19 protein-coding genes are annotated in these 18,673 nt (G+C 62.0%); 13 read left to right on the top strand and 6 right to left on the bottom strand.

The annotated features are described in order from the left end of the window. Window positions 1-202: 202 nt before the first annotated feature. From BLU85_RS01410 to BLU85_RS01420, 3 genes are all read left to right on the top strand, one after another. Window positions 203-436, top strand: a complete 234-nt coding sequence (locus BLU85_RS01410) for a hypothetical protein (RefSeq protein WP_092196833.1) — start codon at window positions 203-205, stop codon at window positions 434-436. A gap of 37 nt (window positions 437-473) precedes the next feature. Next, window positions 474-1,121, top strand: coding sequence for a VOC family protein (locus tag BLU85_RS01415; RefSeq protein ID WP_092196836.1), 648 nt, complete (start codon window positions 474-476; stop codon window positions 1,119-1,121). Window positions 1,122-1,337: 216 nt separating this feature from the next. Then, window positions 1,338-2,291: an alpha/beta fold hydrolase gene (locus BLU85_RS01420; RefSeq protein ID WP_092196839.1), complete on the top strand. Its 954-nt coding sequence runs from the start codon at window positions 1,338-1,340 to the stop codon at window positions 2,289-2,291. 295 nt (window positions 2,292-2,586) lie between these two features. On the opposite strand, the gene BLU85_RS01425 is transcribed toward BLU85_RS01420, so the two are convergent. Next, a complete protein-coding gene (locus BLU85_RS01425) occupies window positions 2,587-3,513 on the bottom strand; it encodes a LysR family transcriptional regulator (RefSeq protein WP_092196841.1) in 927 nt (308 codons plus the stop codon). 133 nt (window positions 3,514-3,646) lie between these two features. Here BLU85_RS01425 and BLU85_RS01430 point away from each other — a divergent pair, with 133 nt between their 5' ends. Beyond that, the gene (locus BLU85_RS01430) at window positions 3,647-4,048 is read left to right on the top strand and encodes a RidA family protein (RefSeq protein WP_092196844.1); all 402 of its coding nucleotides are present in this window, start codon (window positions 3,647-3,649) and stop codon (window positions 4,046-4,048) included. Between the two features lie 207 nt (window positions 4,049-4,255). On the opposite strand, the gene BLU85_RS01435 is transcribed toward BLU85_RS01430, so the two are convergent. The 4 genes from BLU85_RS01435 to BLU85_RS01450 form a co-directional block, all read right to left on the bottom strand. Next, on the bottom strand, window positions 4,256-4,735 hold the full coding sequence (locus tag BLU85_RS01435; protein WP_092196847.1) for a VOC family protein: 480 nt from the start codon (window positions 4,733-4,735) through the stop codon (window positions 4,256-4,258). A 67-nt stretch (window positions 4,736-4,802) separates the two neighbouring features. After that, window positions 4,803-6,104 carry an Nramp family divalent metal transporter gene (locus tag BLU85_RS01440; RefSeq protein WP_092196850.1) on the bottom strand — a complete coding sequence of 434 codons (1,302 nt, stop codon included), beginning with the start codon at window positions 6,102-6,104 and terminating at the stop codon, window positions 4,803-4,805. A gap of 153 nt (window positions 6,105-6,257) precedes the next feature. Then, window positions 6,258-6,494, bottom strand: a complete 237-nt coding sequence (locus BLU85_RS01445; RefSeq protein WP_092196853.1) for a hypothetical protein — start codon at window positions 6,492-6,494, stop codon at window positions 6,258-6,260. Next, a complete protein-coding gene (locus BLU85_RS01450) occupies window positions 6,487-7,275 on the bottom strand; it encodes an MlaA family lipoprotein (RefSeq protein WP_092196856.1) in 789 nt (262 codons plus the stop codon). The genes BLU85_RS01445 and BLU85_RS01450 overlap by 8 nt, the downstream gene beginning before the upstream one ends. A gap of 383 nt (window positions 7,276-7,658) precedes the next feature. Here BLU85_RS01450 and BLU85_RS01455 point away from each other — a divergent pair, with 383 nt between their 5' ends. From BLU85_RS01455 to kefC, 4 genes are all read left to right on the top strand, one after another. Further along, the gene (locus BLU85_RS01455; RefSeq protein ID WP_092197771.1) at window positions 7,659-8,369 is read left to right on the top strand and encodes a response regulator; all 711 of its coding nucleotides are present in this window, start codon (window positions 7,659-7,661) and stop codon (window positions 8,367-8,369) included. Beyond that, window positions 8,366-9,712, top strand: coding sequence for a sensor histidine kinase (locus BLU85_RS01460; RefSeq protein ID WP_092196859.1), 1,347 nt, complete (start codon window positions 8,366-8,368; stop codon window positions 9,710-9,712). The genes BLU85_RS01455 and BLU85_RS01460 overlap by 4 nt, the downstream gene beginning before the upstream one ends. Window positions 9,713-9,889: 177 nt before the next feature. Beyond that, the gene (gene kefF, locus BLU85_RS01465; RefSeq protein ID WP_092196862.1) at window positions 9,890-10,411 is read left to right on the top strand and encodes a glutathione-regulated potassium-efflux system oxidoreductase KefF; all 522 of its coding nucleotides are present in this window, start codon (window positions 9,890-9,892) and stop codon (window positions 10,409-10,411) included. Window position 10,412: 1 nt separating this feature from the next. Next, window positions 10,413-12,239 carry a glutathione-regulated potassium-efflux system protein KefC gene (gene kefC, locus BLU85_RS01470; protein ID WP_092196865.1) on the top strand — a complete coding sequence of 609 codons (1,827 nt, stop codon included), beginning with the start codon at window positions 10,413-10,415 and terminating at the stop codon, window positions 12,237-12,239. Window positions 12,240-12,331: 92 nt separating this feature from the next. Here the strand turns inward: kefC and BLU85_RS01475 are convergent, their stop codons facing one another. Further along, window positions 12,332-13,195: an aldo/keto reductase family oxidoreductase gene (locus BLU85_RS01475; protein ID WP_092196868.1), complete on the bottom strand. Its 864-nt coding sequence runs from the start codon at window positions 13,193-13,195 to the stop codon at window positions 12,332-12,334. Window positions 13,196-13,295: 100 nt separating this feature from the next. On the opposite strand from BLU85_RS01475, the gene BLU85_RS01480 reads away from it, so the two are divergent. The 5 genes from BLU85_RS01480 (at window position 13,296) to BLU85_RS01505 (ending at window position 18,637) form a co-directional block, all read left to right on the top strand. Beyond that, window positions 13,296-14,249, top strand: a complete 954-nt coding sequence (locus BLU85_RS01480; RefSeq protein WP_092196871.1) for a LysR family transcriptional regulator — start codon at window positions 13,296-13,298, stop codon at window positions 14,247-14,249. A gap of 277 nt (window positions 14,250-14,526) precedes the next feature. Continuing rightward, a complete protein-coding gene (locus BLU85_RS01485) occupies window positions 14,527-15,210 on the top strand; it encodes an SOS response-associated peptidase family protein (protein ID WP_092196874.1) in 684 nt (227 codons plus the stop codon). Window positions 15,211-15,441: 231 nt separating this feature from the next. Then, entirely contained in the window at window positions 15,442-15,822 is a 381-nt protein-coding gene (locus BLU85_RS01495) for a RidA family protein (protein ID WP_092196880.1), read from the top strand. 183 nt (window positions 15,823-16,005) lie between these two features. Further along, window positions 16,006-16,551 carry a thioesterase family protein gene (locus tag BLU85_RS01500; RefSeq protein WP_092196883.1) on the top strand — a complete coding sequence of 182 codons (546 nt, stop codon included), beginning with the start codon at window positions 16,006-16,008 and terminating at the stop codon, window positions 16,549-16,551. 322 nt (window positions 16,552-16,873) lie between these two features. After that, window positions 16,874-18,637: an L-lactate permease gene (locus BLU85_RS01505; RefSeq protein WP_092196886.1), complete on the top strand. Its 1,764-nt coding sequence runs from the start codon at window positions 16,874-16,876 to the stop codon at window positions 18,635-18,637. Window positions 18,638-18,673 lie beyond the last annotated feature (36 nt).

Consider the following 18,673-nt stretch of genomic DNA (forward strand, 5'->3'; position numbering starts at 1 on the left):
ACATGAATCCTATCGATCCCCTGGAGAATTACCTGCGCGGCCATAAGGCCCAGGTGATCGAGGACGACATGGATGACGAGGACTGGGACTAAAACGAGCTGCATCGTCTACAAATATTAAGCGACGGCTGCCACGGGTTTTGCTCGGGCACCGCCCGCTTTTACCCGCCCAGGATGGGCCCCCTTCTTATGAGCCTCGACCCATGAAAATCTGTGATCAATGCAGGTCCGTCATTCTTGACGAAGACGCTGCTTGCCCGCGCTGCGCCGAAAAAATGAGGCTTTCGGAAGAGGCTCTCGCCCTTACGTCCCAGCCGTCGAAAGGGTTGAAAATCCTTAAATGGGTGTTTATCAGCATGGTGGTTGCGGTGCTGGCCGCCGTGGCGGCGGTGATGTGGATCTTGCACTCGTTGGGGCCGATGCCTTCTTTTGGTTGATAATTGCAGAGACTTCCCACGGATGGACGAATGCCCCATGAAAACCACTATTGATCACCTGGTCATCGTGGCAGCGGACCTCGATACCGGCTGCGCGTTCGTGACGGGTGCGTTGGGCGTAGACCTTCAGCCGGGCGGCGTCCATTCACGCATGGGCACCCATAACAGGCTGCTCCACCTTGGCCCCGGGCTCTACCTCGAAGTGATTGCCGTGGACCCGGCCGCCATGCGTCCGGATCGGGCACGCTGGTTCGGCCTTGATCAACTGGATCCCCATTCGCCTGCACGCCTGGCGACCTGGGTTGCACGCACCGATGATATCCATACGGCGCGTGATGCCTGCCACGGCGTTGTCGGATCTGTCGAACCCATGGCGAGAGGAACATTGAATTGGCAAATAACCATTCCAGCTGATGGAAGTCTCCCCATGGCCGGATCGGTCCCCACCCTCATCCAATGGGCGCCGGGGCTTCATCCGACGGACACACTCCAGGACAAGGGCTGCTCGCTATTGGCACTGGATGTCTTTCATACGGAGCCGGAGAAAATCAAAGCGATCCTGACGGCCATGAGCTTTTCTGGCCCGGTTCATCTTCATGCACTGCAAGCACCTTCGGCCCCCTACCTGCTTGCGCATATTCACACGCCAAATGGGCTGAAAACATTACCGCTTTCAGCCGTGTGAATTAGCATCCCATGGGCCCATGCAAACACTGACGGCAACGGCGCTCAGCCACGCCTGTTCACCTCGCAACCGAAGCGAAACGCAGCTATCCGATTTTCCTATAGTTGCTATCGATGCCCACGCCGTTCTCGTCACCGGCCTCTCTCTCTAATCTGCCCACCAACGCGATCGATGACCATCGCCGCAGATCAAACCGACCTTATGGAGAGAGACACGATGAACACCTTCAACCGCACCCTGGCTGTCGCGACCCTGGCATTGGCCACCCTCAGCGCCGAGGCCGCGTCGCCGGTCCAGGTCGCTGCAAGCGCATCCGCTGTCGGCAGCGTGATCCAGTCCGCCAGCTACATCACCACCAAGGATGGCGTTCAGCTGTATTACAAGGACTGGGGCCCGCGTGATGGCCAGGTCGTGACCTTCAGCCACGGCTGGCCGCTGGACTCCGACAGCTGGGAAGGCCAGATGATGTTCCTCGCTTCGAAAGGCTATCGGGTGATTGCTCACGACCGTCGCGGTCATGGCCGCTCCAGTCAGCCTTGGGAAGGCAACGACATGGACCACTACGCCGACGACCTGGCGGCGGTGATTGAAGCGCTGGACCTCAAGAACGTGACGCTGGTGGGCTTCTCGACGGGGGGTGGTGAAGTGGCGCGTTATATCGGTCGCCACGGTACCGGTCGGGTGAAGAAAGCCGTGCTGGTTTCTTCGGTGCCACCGTTGATGCTCAAGACAGAAACCAACCCCGGCGGCTTGCCTATCGAGGTGTTCGACGGCCTGCGCAAGGCGTCCCTGGAGAACCGTTCGCAGCTGTACCTGGACATCGCCTCGGGCCCGTTCTACGGCTACAACCGCAAGGGTGCCAAACCATCCCAGGGGTTGATCCAATCGTTCTGGATGCAGGGCATGCAGGGTGGCAGCAAGAATACCTATGACTCGATTGCGGCGTTCTCGGCGACGGACTTCCGCGACGACCTGAAGAAATTCGACGTGCCGACCCTGGTCATCCATGGCGATGACGATCAGATCGTGCCCATCGACGCAGCAGGACGGGCCTCGGCGGCGCTGATCAAAGGCGCCCGGCTGATCGTCTACCCTGGCGCACCGCACGGCTTGACCGAGACGCACAAGGACCGGCTGAATCAGGATCTGCTGACCTTCCTCAAGGAATAACACAGGATCAGTTGTGAGGGGCCTGCTCGCGCAAGCGGCGGGCCTGCTTGCAAGGGTGTTGAATGGGCTGCCGTCATCGCGAGCAAGCTCGCTCCCACAGGGGGTGGTTGTGAACCCGGAATTGGCGTGCACCCAAGATCAACTGTGGGAGCGAGCTTGCTCGCGATGACGGTGGAGCAAGTTGCATCTATTCCTCAGACCGCCCCGTCCCCTCACGATCATGCGCATAGCCTCGGGTGAGCGGAAACGCCGAATCGGTCCATTGTGCATCTCCTCTACAACTGGACAGACAATTTCACGAAACCGGTCGATCAATGATAGGCGCATGCTGCGCCATCAGTTCCACCACCCAATCGATGAACACCCGCAGCTTGGCATTGACGTGGCGATTCGGCGGATACGCCACGTAGAGCGGCATCGGGTCGAGGTGCCAGTCTTCGAACAACTGCACCAACTCGCCTTGCGCCTGGTGACGCCGGGACATGTACGCCGGCAACCAGAGCACGCCCAGCCCCGCCAGACCGGCGGCGAGGTAGGCGTTACCGTCGTCGATGGCCAGGGCGTAGCGCCCTTTGACGTGAAGCAGTTCACTGCCACGGCGCATGGCGTAAGGCAGGGATTTACCGGTGCGCGCCCACAGGAAACCCACGGTGCGATGGTGCGAATCTTCCAGTTCACGCGGATGCGCGGGTCGACCGAACCGTGCCAGGTAACTCGGGGCGGCGAAGACGCCCAAGGCAAGATCGCCGACGCGCCGGGCCACCAGCGACTGATCCATCAGCTCACCGCCGCGCACCACACAATCGACACTTTCATCGATCATGTCGACGATGCGATCACTGACGCCCATGTCGATCTGGATGTCCGGATAGCGTTCATAAAACGCCGGCAAGGCCGGTACCAGGATCATCACTGCCAGCGGGCTCGGCACGTCCACCCGCAGACGCCCGCGGGGTAGCGCCTGGGCGCTGGAGACGCTGGTCTCGGCATCGTCCATGTCGGCCAGCAAACGGATCACCCGCTCGTAATAAAGGGCACCGTCGGCGGTGACATTGACCTTGCGCGTGGTGCGGTTGAGCAACTTGACCCGCAACCGTGCTTCGAGCTGCTGCACCAATTGGGTCACGGTGGTCTTGCTCATGTGCAGGGTTTCCGCCGCCTTGGTGAAGCTGCCCGCCTCCACGACTCGCACGAACGCTTGCATCGCATCAAAACGATCCATTTCTGCCCCGGGTATCGATCCGATTGTTTGGAATTTACAAACAGTGATCGCCAAGGTTGCTCGTTTATCGCCCGGACACAAGCCCCTAGAGTGTGTTCATCGTTTGGAACCCACTCTTTGATGGAGGTATTTCATGACACAGCGCGATGTAGTTTTCCCGCCCGGACGCCAGGCACTGTATGAGCGCAATCGCTATTCACCGGCGATTCGTTCCAATGGTTTCCTGTTCGTATCGGGGCAAGTCGGCAGCACCGCCGACGGTTCGCCGGAACCTGGCCTGGAAGCTCAGGTGCGGCTGGCGTTCAACAACCTGAAGGCGATCCTGGCCGCGGCCGACTGCAGCTTTGACGATGTGGTGGATGTGACGGTGTTCATGGTCGATCCCGAGTCGACCTTCGAACGGATCTGGAGCGTTGTGCCCGAATTCTGGGGCAGCGCGCCCCATCCGACACTGACGGCGGTGGGCGTGACGTGGTTGTATGGTTTTCAGTTCGAGATCAAGGTGATTGCCAGGTTGCCTGAGGCCACCCCGTGATGAACTGAGCTGAATGTGTAGGCGCCATCGCGAGCGAGCTCACTCCCACAGGGGATCCAGGCAGGCCGAAAAATCAAAGCCACCGATGATCGAGTGTGGGAGCGAGCTTGCTCGCGATGGCGGTGGGTCAGCTTGCATCACTGTTGGCTGTGCCGACGCCATCGCGAGCGAGCTCGCTCCCACAAGGGAATGGAAGTGCTGCGCCGGCTAGCCTTTCACCGCTGCTTCAATCGCCGCGATGTCGATCTTGGTCATTGTCATCATGGCCTCGAAGGCCCGCTTGGCGACGGCCTTGTCAGGACTGGCGACCGCTTCAAGCAACACACGCGGGCTGATCTGCCACGACAAGCCCCACTTGTCCTTGCACCAGCCACACTCGCTGGCCTGGCCGCCGTTGTCGATGATCGCGTTCCACAAGCGGTCCGTTTCGGCCTGGTCTTCAGTTGCAATCTGGAATGAAAAGGCCTCGCTGTGCTTGAACACCGGGCCGCCGTTGAGGCCGATACAAGGGATGCCGATCACCGTGAAATCCACCGTGATCACATCACCCTCCTTGCCCGACGGATAATCGCCCGGGGCCTGATGGACGGCATTCACCGCACTGTCGGGAAACGTTTTGGCGTAGAACTGCGCCGCTTCCTGGGCATCGCCGTCGTACCAGAGGCAGATCCTGTTTTTATTGTTCATTCCGCTTCTCCAAAAGGGACTGGACGATAAAGTCTAGCAGCCCCCGAAAGTTGCAGATGACCGCATCTCAGGTAAACAGATCGACCGCCAGCTGGAACGCGACCCACAACGCCAGGCCCGTGGCAAACATCAGCGCGATGTTCTCGAACAGGTTGTTGCGATATTCCTTGTCCAGCAGGGACTTCTGGTTGGACATGATCAGCAGGCCCAGGGAAATCACCGGCAAGCCGATGATGTTCAGCGCGTTGACGCCGATGGTCAGCGTGACGAAGTCCGGCATGCCGGGGAGCGACCAGATCAGCGGCGTTACGAGAACAAACAGCATGAACCATTTGTGCATCGGATCATGGTGGAATTCTTTGCCGTAACGCTCCCGGCGCTCGGGCCGCACGTGCTGGAAGGCATCGGTGATCAGCATCGGAAACGCCGTGGTCTTGCCAGAGATGCTGGCGAACAGCGTGGCGAACACACCGACAAAGAACACGTACCAACCGATCGAGCCGAAGAACATTTCCAGGGCCTTGCCCAGATCGCCCAGGGTTTTGACCTCGATGCCGTTGGGTCGCAGGATTTCCGCACCGACGATCCAGATCGCCAGGTTGATGATGATCCCGACAAACACCGCAAACAGCAGGTCGTTACGCTGGATACGCTTGTGTTCAGGCCCCACCCAGCCCTTCTGGCGCATGACATACGGATGGACGAAGTTGGCGATGGAACCGGCCACCGCACCGATCACCGAGACGGCCACCAGCAGCGCACCGTGCACGCCTTCATCGGGCGGAATGCTGAAGCCGATGGTGCCTTTGACGATGCCCGCGACATCCGGGCCGGACATCACCGCCAGGGCCAGGAACGCCAACGTCATGATCGCCAGCAGGCCTTTCATCACGCCTTCGATCATCGAATAGATATTGCGCCCGACGAGCATCCACACCGCCAGGACCACCGCCACCGAACACAGCAGTGGATAGTCGACCTTGAGCAACATGGCCAAGGCTTCGCCAGCCCCCTTGATCATGTAGGCATTCATCAGGTGCCCCATGAGCAGCGCATACACCAGCAGGAACCAGGCGAAAAACGGATTGAGCTGGGCATAGCCTTGCAGGATGGTCATGCCCTGGTTATTGCAGAGTTGGAAGCGCGCGATGATGTTGACGATCAGGTAGCGCAGCAGCAGAGACACCGCCAGCACCCACATCATGGCGTAGCCGTAGTTCGCTCCGGCCACGGATGAGGTGATCAGGTCGCCGGCGCCCAGCCAGGAAAGGACGGCGATGATGCCAGGGCCGAGAAGCTTGAGCAGGCGCACGAAGCGGCCTTGCACGGGCGCCGCAGCCTTGCCTTCAGCGGAAGGGATGCTCGTCATGGATGGAATCTCCGTTTATTTTTTTTGTGAGAAACGGCCACAGTCGAACATATTAGATACGACGTCGTACAACCATTATTCATGCGTAATTATGTAAAAATGTTTCATGGTATCCGCCCCCGATGTACCGCTGTATTCAAGAGCAAATTGCCACTAATCCTTCACCTGTTCGCCGTTATCGACTAACCAGCGCACCATCTTCGGCAACGACACCCGATGCTGCTGGATGGCGCACCAACTGACGTGTTCATGGCGATACAACTCGACATAACGGTTGAGCAGCACATGGCGCCCATCCTCGGCCAAGCGCAATTCAACTTCCCGACAGTGCAATACATCCGGCTCGAGCGAGCGCATTCGCCGATGCAAGACCAACGCCTGGTTATTCATCGGCAGCGGCTCCATCCTGGCACTGGGGGTTGTCCTCCACCACCGCTCCCAACTTGCCCTGCGCGACAAATTCGGCACGCCGCTGCGCCGTGGCATCACGAAGCGCCGCGTAATAATCCGGTTCGGCCTGCAACGCGTCGGTCAGTGGCAATGCTTCGGCACGGCCATCGATAACGCCACCGACGGTGTTGATCGTGCCCAGGGTGTCGACGGTGCTGCTGTTGTCGCCGAACGGATCGACGGCAAAACTCAGCACTTTGCCCGTCGCGTCCCTCAGGTTGGCGCTGCCCAGCAGTGGCAGTTCCACGGTGGGCCCGGGGGCGAGGTTCCAGACGCCGAAGGTCTGGCCGAAATCGGCCTTGTGGCGCTCGATGCCCAGCTTGCCCGACACGTCGATCAGCCCGACGATGCCCGCGGTGGTGTTGATCACGAAACGGCCCAGTGTGTTGACCGAGCGTTGGGCATTGCCTTGCAGCAGGTCGTTGATGAACACCTTGGGCTCGCCGAAGTTCGCCACGAAGTTGTGGACGCCGGCCTGGAACATCTCCGGCAGCTTGCGATAACCACGGGCCACCGGGGCCAGCGCATAGTCATCCACGGTTCGGTTGAAGGCGAATATGCCGCGGTTAACCGGTTCTGCGGGATCGTAAACGGTGTAGGTCGCGCTTTCACACGAGCCCGGCGTTGCAGCGGGCGTACTGGCGCAACCGCTGGCGAGTGCCGCCAATACAACCACGAGGGTGGATCGAACGAACGACGGAGCGGGCTTGGTGATTGGCATACAGGGTGATCTCGGCGAGGAATGGGATGCTGCCAATCAACTAAGAAACAGTGCCAGACACAGCTCTTGTGGCGAGGGGATTTATCCCCGCTGGGTTGCGAAGCGACCCTCAAACCAAACATCCCAGTGTGTCTGGTTCATTGAGTCGACAGTTTTGGGGCTGCTTCGCAACCCAGCGGGGATAAATCCCCTCGCCACAGGTTCTGTGTGGGACCGGCTATCTTTTACTGACCGACATTGAGGCCATCCTGCCGCCGTCTTCTTGCCCGCAGATTTCCGGAATATTGCCCGCCGGCAACTTTATTACCGGGTTGAAATATATGACGCGGGCCTTGGATTGACCCTAGTATCCGCTCCTGTATTCATTACCCTGCGTGCCCGCCGTGAGCCATTTATTACTGGTGGACGATGACCTCGAAGTCCTCGCCCTCTTGCGCAAGTTCCTCGAACAACATGGCTACAGCGTGGATGTGGCCGCCGACGGCAACGCCCTGTGGCAGGCGGTGGAACGCCGGGTGCCGGACCTGATCATCCTCGATGTCATGTTGCCGGGCGACAACGGGCTGGTTCTGTGCCAACGGCTGCGGGCCGAGCACACGGTCGGCATCATCATGCTCACCGCCATGGGCGAGTTGAGTGATCGCGTCGTCGGCCTGGAGCTGGGAGCGGACGATTACCTGACCAAGCCCTTCGATGCGCGGGAGCTGTTGGCCCGGGTGCGTGCCGTGCTGCGGCGCACCGGTGAAGCCAGGGCCGCGTCGAGCGACGCCTCCCGGCCCATCCTGGAGTTCGAAAACTGGCAACTGGACGTCACCCGCCGCGAGCTGCGCTCACCGGACAAGGTCATGATCCCGCTGTCCACCGGCGAGTTCGAACTGCTGCTGGTGTTTGCCGAACACCCGCGCCGGGTGCTGACTCGCCAACAGTTGCTGGACCTGGCCCGCGGCGAAACCTTCGAGGCGTTCGACCGCAGCATCGACGTCCAGGTCAGCCGCCTGCGGCGCAAATTGGAGACCGACATCACCGGTGCATCGATGATCCGCACGGTGCGCAACAGCGGCTACCTCTTCAGCCCTCACGTGGTGAAACGATGAAACCCTCGCGCTCGAGCGCTCAACGTCCACGGGACACGGTGGCGCGCTGGATCGCCCTGACCACCATGATCGCCATGCTGACCTTGCTGGCCCTCAACGAACTGTTCAGCCTGCTGGCCGGTGCCTGGGCGCGCCCTCCCCTCATGGAAACCGGCCTGATGGAAAGGGCCGCCGCCATCACCCGCATCATCGACTCCGTCGCCCCCGCACAACGCCCCGCGATTGCCGCGGCCGCCAGCGACCAGGCGTTCGACGCGCACTGGTTGCAGCGGCATGAAGAGGCGCGCTTGCCGGTGATCGACGACCCGGAGTTCAGTGAGGGTTCGGTGCTCCTGCGCCAGCAATTGGGCCGGCCGGACGCCAGGATCGAGGCCTACGAACCGGGCGACTGGCCGGCCGGCCAACCGGATGCGCGCTACGCGGTGATCATCGAACTGACCGACCATTCGTGGGTGATCTTCTCCGTGCCGTCGCGCAGTTGGGGGCTGAGCGAATGGGCGCGCAACGGGATCATCATCGCGCTGATTCTGCTCTCGACCTTGATCGTCGCGCTGATCGCCACCCGGCACCTGGCCGCACCGCTGGAACGCTTCGCCGAAGGCGCCCGACGCTTTGGCGTCGATCACCAGGCGCCACCGATTCCGGTCATCGGCCCCCACGAAATCCGCCAGGCGATCCTCGCGTTCAATGCCATGCAGGCCCAGCTCAAGCACTTCCTGCAGGACCGCACCCAGATGCTCGCCGCCATCTCCCACGACTTGCGCGCGCCGCTGACCCGCATGCGCCTGCGCGGGGAGTTCATCGAGGATGCCGAGCAGCAATCGCGTTTGTTCAGGGACGTGGACGAAATGCAGGCGATGGTCAACTCGGCCCTGGAGTTCTTTCGCGACGATGCCCGGCTTGAACATGCCACCGCGTTCGACCTGGCCGAGCTGCTGCACACCCTCGTCGATGATCTCAAGGACGCCGGCACGGAGGTTGGGTTCGAAGGCACCCAGCGCTTGGTGTATGTCGGTCGGCCCATCGGCATCAAGCGTGCCTTGGTCAACCTGATCGACAATGCGATCAAATATGGCGGCGAGCCGACGGTTCGACTCGAAGCCGACGCCCACCGTGTGGACATCCGCATCCTGGACCGAGGACCTGGCATCGCCGCCCAATACCTTGAGCAAGTCTTCACGCCGTTCTTTCGCATCGAAGGTTCTCGCAACAAGCACACCGGCGGCGTCGGGCTCGGCCTGTCGGCGGCCCGGGCGACGGTGCTGGAGCATGGCGGGACGCTGACCCTGCGCAATCGCAAGGGTGGCGGATTGGAGGCCAGGGTCTCGCTGCCGCTTGACTGAAAGCCCCGATGTGTCGATCCGCGCTAAACAATCGGCGCCTTCCTCGGTAGGATGTCCGGCCTTTCCGGCCTCTCCCCTGTCCCGGGAAGGCGCTCTTGTTTGTATCGCTCGACCCAGTGCCATCGTTCGCGCCCACGACAGACAAGAATCGACGGAGCCAAACCAAGGAGTTCACCGATGATTCTTATCATTTACGCGCACCCCTACCCCGACCAGTCGCGGGTCAATCAGCAGATGCTCAAGCGAGCATCGAGCCATCCGGACGTGGTCATACGTTCGCTCTATGCGCTTTATCCCGACTTCGATATCGACGTCGAGGCGGAACAGCGCGCGGTGGAACAAGCAGAGCTTGTCGTCCTCCAGCACCCGATGTACTGGTACAGCTCCCCGCCCTTGCTGAAACTGTGGATCGATAAAGTCTTCACCCACGGCTGGGCCTATGGCAAAGGCACCACGGTTCTCAAGGACAAGCGCCTGCTGTGGGCCGTGACCACCGGCGGCGATCAGGCGCATTTCCAGATCGGCGACTACCCGGGTTTTGCCGCGCTGGCCCAACCCCTCCACGCCACGGCCATCTATTGCGGCATGCGCTGGCTGGAACCGGTCGTCGTGCATGGCGCCTATGCCGCCGAAGCGGATGCCCAACACGCCCAGATCGAACACTATGCCGCTCGCCTGGCCGCCTGGAAGGAAGATTGAAGTGGAAACTCACAGCCTGATTGAAATGCTCATCTACCTGGCCTCGGCGACGCTGATCGTACCGATTGCCGTTCGATTCGGCCTGGGCCCGGTGTTGGGTTATCTATTGGCCGGGTGCATCATCGGCCCGTGGGGGCTGAAGCTGATTACCGACGTCAAGGCCATCCTGGAGTTCGCTGAAATCGGCGTAGTGCTGATGCTGTTCATCATCGGCCTCGAGCTCGACCCCAAACGGCTCTGGGCCCTGCGCCGGATGGTGTTTGGTGGCGGTGCCCTGCAGATGCTCGCTTGTGGCACTGCCATTGGCTTGTTCTGCACGGCCTTGGGCCTGAATTGGACGGCAGCGTTGCTGGTCGGCCTGACCCTGAGCCTGTCCTCCACGGCCATTGCCATGCAGGCCATGAGCGAACGCAACCTGACCGCCACCGCGGTCGGGCGCAGCAGCTTTGCCGTGCTGCTGTTCCAGGACATCGCGGCGATTCCGCTGGTGGCGATGATCCCGTTGTTGTCGGCCCACGGTGATACACCTTCGGGCACCGCGCTGTTGCTATCAATTGGCAAAATCGTCGCCGCCATCGCCATCGTCGTGCTGTTGGGGCGCTACGTGACGCGACCGCTGCTGCGCTTCGCCGCACGCTCAGGCTTGCGGGAGATTTTCAGTGCCGTCGCGCTTTTTCTGGTGTTCGGCTTCGGCTTTCTGCTGGAGGAAGCTGGCCTGTCGATGGCCATGGGCGCGTTCCTCGCCGGGGTGCTGCTCGCCAGCTCCGAATACCGACATGCCCTGGAGAGCGACATCGAGCCCTTCAAGGGCCTGCTGTTGGGTCTGTTTTTCATCGGCGTCGGCATGTCGATCGATTTCGGCACCCTGGTCGACGCACCGCTGAAAGTCATCACCCTGACCCTGGGTTTCATCCTGATCAAGCTGCTGGTGATCAAGATGGCGGGCCGCTTCCTCAACGTCCCCGCCGGCCAGCGCTCCTGGCAGGCGGTGTTGCTGGGCCAGGGCAGCGAGTTCGCCTTCGTGGTGTTTGGCGCGGCGACCGTGGCCGGCATCCTGACCGATCAATGGGGCAAGAGCCTGACCCTGGCGGTGGCCTTGTCCATGTGCCTGACGCCCTTGTTGATCCTGCTGCTGGATCGCTTCGAGTCCGTCACCCGGAAAAACAAACGCGAATCCGACCTCGTCGACCAGCAGAACCCACGGGTGATCATCGCCGGGTTCGGCCGCTTCGGGCAGATCGCCGGACGCCTGCTGATGTCCTGCGGCGTCGACGTGGTGGTACTGGATCACGACCCTGACAACATCGAGACGCTACGCAAGTTCGGGGTGAAAGTCTTTTATGGCGATGCCACGCGCCTCGACTTGCTGCATGCGGCCGGCGCGGCCCAAGCGGTGGTGTTGATCAACGCGATCGACAACCAGGAAGACAACCTGACGCTGACCCGGCTGGCCCAGGAGCACTTCCCCGCCTTGCAACTGATCGTGCGGGCGCGGGACATGAGCCACCTCATCACCCTGCGGCAGATGGGTGTGGAGGCGGCCGAGCGGGAAACCTTCGAGAGTGCGCTGGCATTGGGTCGCAGTGCGCTGGAGCACATGGGGGTCGGGGCTTACGAAGCGCGTGAACGGGCGGATCAGTTCCGGCGGCTGAACCTCAAGATGCTGGCGGAGATCGTCGCCCAGCCGGAAGACGACCTCACGTTCCGCCACGACGCCTACCGACGCGCCAATGCGCTGCTCACGGAGATGTTCAACGAAGACCGTGCCCACCCCGTCGACAGCTGGCCGGAACACCATCGCAACGAAACCGACAAGACGCCGGATTGACCGGCGTCATACGCGCCCGAACTTGCGCCGGTATCCCGCCGGCGTCAGCCCGGTCAGCGCCGTTGCTGGCGAGACGCTGGTCTTTCAGGCCACTAAACCAACGCGTCCAGCTCGGCAATCATCGGCGCAGGGATCTTCAGCTCACTCGCCGTGAGGTTTTCCCGCAGGTGCGCCAGGGACGACGTGCCGGGAATCAGCAGCAGGTTCGGCGCACGTTGCAGCAACCACGCCAGGGCCACGCACAGCGGTGACGCCTGCAAGCGCGCCGCCACGCTGGAAAGGGTTTGCGACTGCAACGGTGTGAAGCCGCCCAGGGGGAAGAACGGCACATAGGCGATGCCCTGCCGGCCCAGGTCGGCGATGAGGTGTTCGTCGTCGCGATGGGTCAGGTTGTAGTGGTTCTGCACGCAGACCACCTTGGCAATGCCCTGGGCCTGCTTGACCTGCGTGGCCGTGACGTTGCTCAGGCCCAGGTGACGGATAAGGCCCTGGCTCTGCAGCTGCGCCAGTGTCGTGAACGATTCTTCGATGGAGTCTTCCGTGGGCGAATGCATATCGCCCCATACCCGCAGGTTGACCACGTCCAGGACCTCCACCCCCAGGTTGCGCAGATTGTCGTGGACCGCCCGGGTCAGCTCGGCGGGGCTGTGGGCCGGGTTCCAGGATGCATCGGCACCGCGCACGGCACCGACCTTGGTCACGATGACCAGGTCCTGGGCATAAGGGTGCAGCGCTTCGCGGATCAGTTGGTTGGTGACATGGGGCCCGTAGAAATCGGCGGTGTCGATGTGGTTGACCCCGCTCGCCAAGGCTTCGCGCAGCACGGCGATGGCGGCCGCCGGGTCTTTGGGCGGGCCGAAGACCTGGGGCCCCGCCAACTGCATCGCACCGTAGCCCATGCGATTGACCGTGCGATCGCCCAGTAAAAAGCTGCCTGCCTTGCTTGCAATGTTCATCTCGTCGCCCTCGGATCAATGTGAGTGGGCCGACTATAGGCGTTGACCATTCCCTTGATAATCAGGTGCAATCAGCACGGGCTGTACGGTGGAGAGAACAATGGCGACGGACATTCAAGACTTGCTGGCCTTTGTGGCCGTGGTCAATGCGAAGGGCTTCCGTGAAGGCGCGCGGCTGAGCGGCAAGTCCGCGTCGAGCCTCAGCGATGCCGTACGCCGAATGGAAAGCCGGCTCGGCGTGCGCCTGCTCAACCGCACCACCCGCAGCGTGGTACCGACCGAGGCCGGTGCCCGGTTGATGGAGCGCATCGTCCCGGCCCTGGGCGAGGTCGAGGCGGCGATGGACGTGGTCAACGACTTTCGCGACCGTCCTTCGGGCACCCTCAGGCTGAACGTACCAGTCAGCGCGGCCCGGCTGGTGTTGCCGGCGATCATCACGCCGTTCCTGAAAAGCTATCCCGACATTCGCCTGGAAGTGGTTACCGAAGAGAGCTTCGTCGACATGCTCGCGGCCGGCTGTGACGCGGGCATTCGCTACGACGAACGCCTTGAGCAGGACATGATCGCCATCCCCATCGGCCCCCGCTTCCAGCGCTTCGCCACGGCCGCCGCACCGGCGTACCTCGATGCCCGGGGCAGGCCGGAACATCCCAGAGACCTGCTGGAACACGCGTGCCTGCGGGGCAAGTTCCCCAGCGGCGCCATGCCGTTGTGGGAGTATGAACGTGACGGCGAAACCATTAGCGTCGACCCGAGCGGCCCGTTGATCACGCGCATTGGCGGTGCGGTTGACCTGTCGGTGCAAGCCGCTGTAGACGGTCTGGGCATCGTCTACCTGTTCGAAGACTGGCTGCGACCGTACCTGGACAGCGGTGTCCTCGAACCGGTGCTCGAACCCTGGTGGCAGCGCTTCACCGGGCCCTTCCTCTACTACCCCGGTCGTCGCTACCTGCCCTCGCCGTTGCGGGCGTTCGTGGACTTCATCAATGCACAACGGTATGGGAGCGAGCTTGGGCGCGATGGCTTCAACACAGCCAACACCCCCGCAAGCTGATACACCGCTATCGCGAGCAAGCTCGCTCCCACCGGGGGTCGGCTGTGTACCCGAAAATCCCGACCCACCCCACATCCATTGTGGGCGAGCTTGCTCGCGATGGTGCTCCCTCATCGTCCGCTCGTCTCCCCGCCGTGAGGATTTTCGAACCAAGCCATTCGCCACGCCTCGGACCTACATGACACCGTTGAAAGCCACGCTGACGCGCTTCGACGTCACGGCTTGAACAACGGGTATATCAAGGCTTCTTTGCGATTCACTGCCGGGAGTTTTCGTTATGTGTGACGGTCTTGTTCAACACGGTTCTTCAAAAGACTCCCTGGCGTATTTCGCCCAGCGGGACACGTCCGGCAGCCGTTTCGGTACCCGCGTGACACCCTTGGACCTGTACGTAACGACGCCGCCCAAGGCCCAAGAGCGGCACAGCCTGATCAAGCCAAACATGCAGGTCAGCGCCATTCGCCGTCGCCGTGGGCACTTGGAGTGCATCAAGGTTCGCTGGGGCTGGTCGCCGATCTGGTCGGTGGGAACGATGCCGCCGCTGACGCACCTGCCCTTGCATCTGGTCATGCGCTCCAAAGTCTTCGATTCCATCAAGCACGAAGGCCGCGTACTGGTCGCCGTGGAAGGCTGGTATGAGGCGCAAGCCCCGGCCTCGCCCTCCCAGGCGCAACGCCTCATCTACACGACCACCCGGCAGTCGACCCCGATCTTCCTGGCCGCCCTGGCCCAGGCCAGCGAGACGCCGTTTGGCTGTGACGGCCTGGCCCTGGTGACGTATGGCGACATCGCCAACCAGCAGCAGCGGGTACTGGCCTTCAGCGCCGAAGATGCACTCGATTGGCTGGAGCCCGAGCTGGGATGGGAGCAGGCACAACAACTGGCCGCACGCCTGAACGGCGCGCAACCGACCCTTGAACCGGCGCTGACAGCCCAACGGCCAGCCCAGGGCGGACGTTGATTCGGGGGCCCGCGGCGGCGCAGTCCTATAGGCGCATCAGCGCCGTCAGACTCGACAGTGGCTTCGCCGTGGCCGACGTGGCCCTGTGTGGCATCACGACGCTGGAGGCCGACATCAGACGCGGGTGCAAAGCGATGGGCTGGGAGCGTGCGGATAAAGGAATGCAGGAACGACGCAGCAAGGGACGGTAAACTGCGGCGGTTATTTTTCTTTTCCAGCATGAGGCTTTGCATGAGCAACCCAGACATCACGTTTATTCCAGATCCGGATGCGGACGCCATTTCCTCCGACGTCGCCGGTTTCGGCGGCCTGCTGGTTTCCACGCAAATCCCCACCCACGCCGACGGCAGCCTGGAACTGGGTGACATCACCCGGCAGAGTGAATGCACACTGCAAGCCCTCAAGAAGGCCCTGGAGGGCGCCGGCAGTTCCATGGACCGGGTCCTGCATCTGACCATCTACCTGACCGACATGGCTGACCGCGCCGCGTTCAACGAGGTCTACAAACGCTTCTTCGCCAAGCCTTGGCCGGTGCGTGCGGCGGTGGGTGTGGCGGCGCTGGCGGTTGAAGGCATGAAAGTGGAAGTGACCGCGATGGCGGCGAAGGGCTGAACGAGCGCCTTGCACTTTTGTAGCGCTGCACCGCTTTTGTGGTGAGGGAGCTTGCTCCTGCCACAAAAGCCGCTCGAACATGCCCCAAATGCGCGATTGCCACGCAAATCGTCATTTTCGCACCTAGCCCGTTCCCTGCATGGGGTCTAGAGTGCGCCGTTTTCCCTCTTCACGGCCCTGCTTATGAATCTCTGGTTCCGACTGTTGCTGATGCTGTTCCGCCGCCCGTGGCGCAAGCCGGCGGCGCCCTTGGGCACCACGGTGGTGCGCATGCGGGTATGGCCGCTGGACCTGGACTTCAATCGCCACGTCACCAACGGACGCTACTTCACGTTGGCCGATGTGGGACGCATGGATTACGTGCTGCGCAGCGGCGCTTACAAAGTGGCGTTACGCAACCGGGCGGTGCCGATCGTGGGGGATGTCTGGGGCAAGTTCAGGCGGGAATTGAAACTGTTCGAGATGTTCGAGGTGCACACCCGCCTGCTCGGCTGGGACGAAAAATGGACGTTCATGGAGCACCGTTTCATCAGCCAGGGACGTGTGGTCGGGGTGGTGATCATGCGCGGCCTGTTCCGCTCGGCCAAAGGTACGATCGCACCTGCTGAGTTCATCCGCGAGCTGGGCCTGGCCGAACAATCGCCCGCCATGCCCGACTGGCTGGTCGCCTGGTCGCAAAGCTGCGATGACTTGAGCCTCGGGCTTCGCCTGGAGGAAGGTGAGCGTTGATCCGCGCTAGCCACAGGTGCTTTGTCAACCCAGCGGATTGCTGGCGAACCGCGCGTTGGACAACGTCGAAGCACACCCGTCGACATAGCGCATCCCCCTGAGCAGGAACATAGGCAAAAAATGTGGGAGCGAGCTTGCTCGCGATAGCGGTGCTTCAGCCAATCAGCACGCAACTGACCCACCGCTATCGCGAGCAAGCTCGCTCCCACACTTAATAACCAGAGCCATAAGGTCCCAATCCCCTTCCCCAATCCCCGCCTATACTTTTCTGCCAATCCCCCCTGGGGCCTGCACTTCCAACAATAAAAAGCAGAGGTGGAACATGGTCTGGCAACAAGTCTACGATCCCTTCGGTAATGCGGTGCTGTCCACGCTCCTGGCGGCGGTTCCGGTGGTGGTGATGCTGGCGTCCCTGGCGTTCTTTCATGTCAAGGCACACCTGGCGGCCTTGCTGGCCCTGGGCTCGGCCTTGCTGATCGCGATTTTCGCCTTCGGCATGCCCGCTGGCATGGCCGGGTCTGCGGCGCTGTATGGCGCGGCCAACGGCCTGCTGCCCATCGGCTGGATCGTGCTCAACATCATTTTCCTGCACCGGCTGACCACCGAGAACGGTTCGTTCAAGGTCCTGCAGGACTCCCTCGCGCGCATCACCGACGACCGGCGCTTGCAACTGCTGTTGATCGCCTTTTGCTTCGGCGCGTTTTTCGAGGGCGCGGCGGGCTTCGGCACGCCGGTGGCGGTGACCGGCGCGATCCTGATCGGGCTGGGGTTTTCCCCCTTGGCCGCCTCGGGTCTGGCGCTGATCGCCAACACCGCGCCCGTGGCCTTCGGCGCCCTGGGCACGCCCATCATCACCTTGGCCAAAGTCACCGGGCTGGATGAAATGGAGCTGTCGATGATGGTCGGTCGGCAGTTGCCGTTTTTCTCGGTACTGGTGCCGTTCTGGTTGATCTGGGCTTTCGCCGGCTGGCGCAAGATGCTGGAAGTCTGGCCGGCGATCCTGGTGGCCGGAGTCAGCTTCGCCATCCCGCAGTTCCTGGTGTCGAACTACCACGGGCCGATGCTGGTGGACGTCATCGCCGCGCTGATTTCCATGGCCTGTCTCACCGGTTTCCTCAAGGTCTGGAAACCGGCCACGGTGCACACCTCCGCCGCGTTGTCCGGGCGGGTCGACGACTCGAAGATCGACGCCAGCGAGAATGAAAAACCCACCGCCAGCGCGGCGTTTTCCAACGAGGCCCGCCCCGCCGTGGGACGGGCCTGGATGCCGTGGATCATCCTCACGGTGTTCGTGTTCGCCTGGGGCACCCAGAGCTTCAAGAACCTGTTCGACACCCGTCCGGCGCTGGACCCGCAGACCCAATCAGCCAAGCTTGACCCCCAAGGCAAGCCGATGCGCGAGGCCAATCCGATCTTCTCGCCCCTGGTGACCTTCGGCACCATTCACCAGCAGATCGAAAAAGTCCCGCCCGTGGTGCCCCAGCCTAAAACCGAGGAAGCGGTCTACAAGTTCAACTGGTTCACCGCCACGGGCAGCGGCATTTTCCTGGCAGCGATTCTCGGTGGCTTGCTGATGGGTTATTCCATTCCACAACTGCTGCATCACTACCTGCGAACGCTCTGGGTGGTGCGCTACTCGCTGATCACCATCGTCGCGATGTTGGCCCTGGGGTTCCTCACGCGGTATTCGGGCCTGGACGCGACCATGGGCCTGGCCTTCGCCGCCACGGGCATTTTCTACCCCATGTTCGGCACCCTGCTGGGCTGGCTCGGGGTGGCGCTGACCGGCTCGGACACGGCCTCCAACGTGTTGTTCGGCGGCTTGCAACGGGTCACGTCCGAGCAATTGGGCATCAGCCCGGTGTTGATGGCCGCGGCCAACAGTTCCGGTGGGGTGATGGGCAAGATGGTCGACGCTCAGTCGATCGTGGTCGCCTCCACCGCGACCCGTTGGTACGGTCACGAAGGCGAAATCCTGCGCTACGTGTTTTTCCACTCGGTGGTGCTGGCGATTCTGGTGGGCGGGCTGGTGACGTTGCAGGCGTATGTGGCGCCGTTCACGCATATGGTGGTGGGAGGAGGTTGATTGAAGGCTTGTGTGGCGAGGAAGCTTGCTCCCACC

It is taken from the genome of Pseudomonas sp. NFACC14 (assembly GCF_900106885.1).
Lineage (GTDB): Bacteria > Pseudomonadota > Gammaproteobacteria > Pseudomonadales > Pseudomonadaceae > Aquipseudomonas > Aquipseudomonas fluorescens_AA.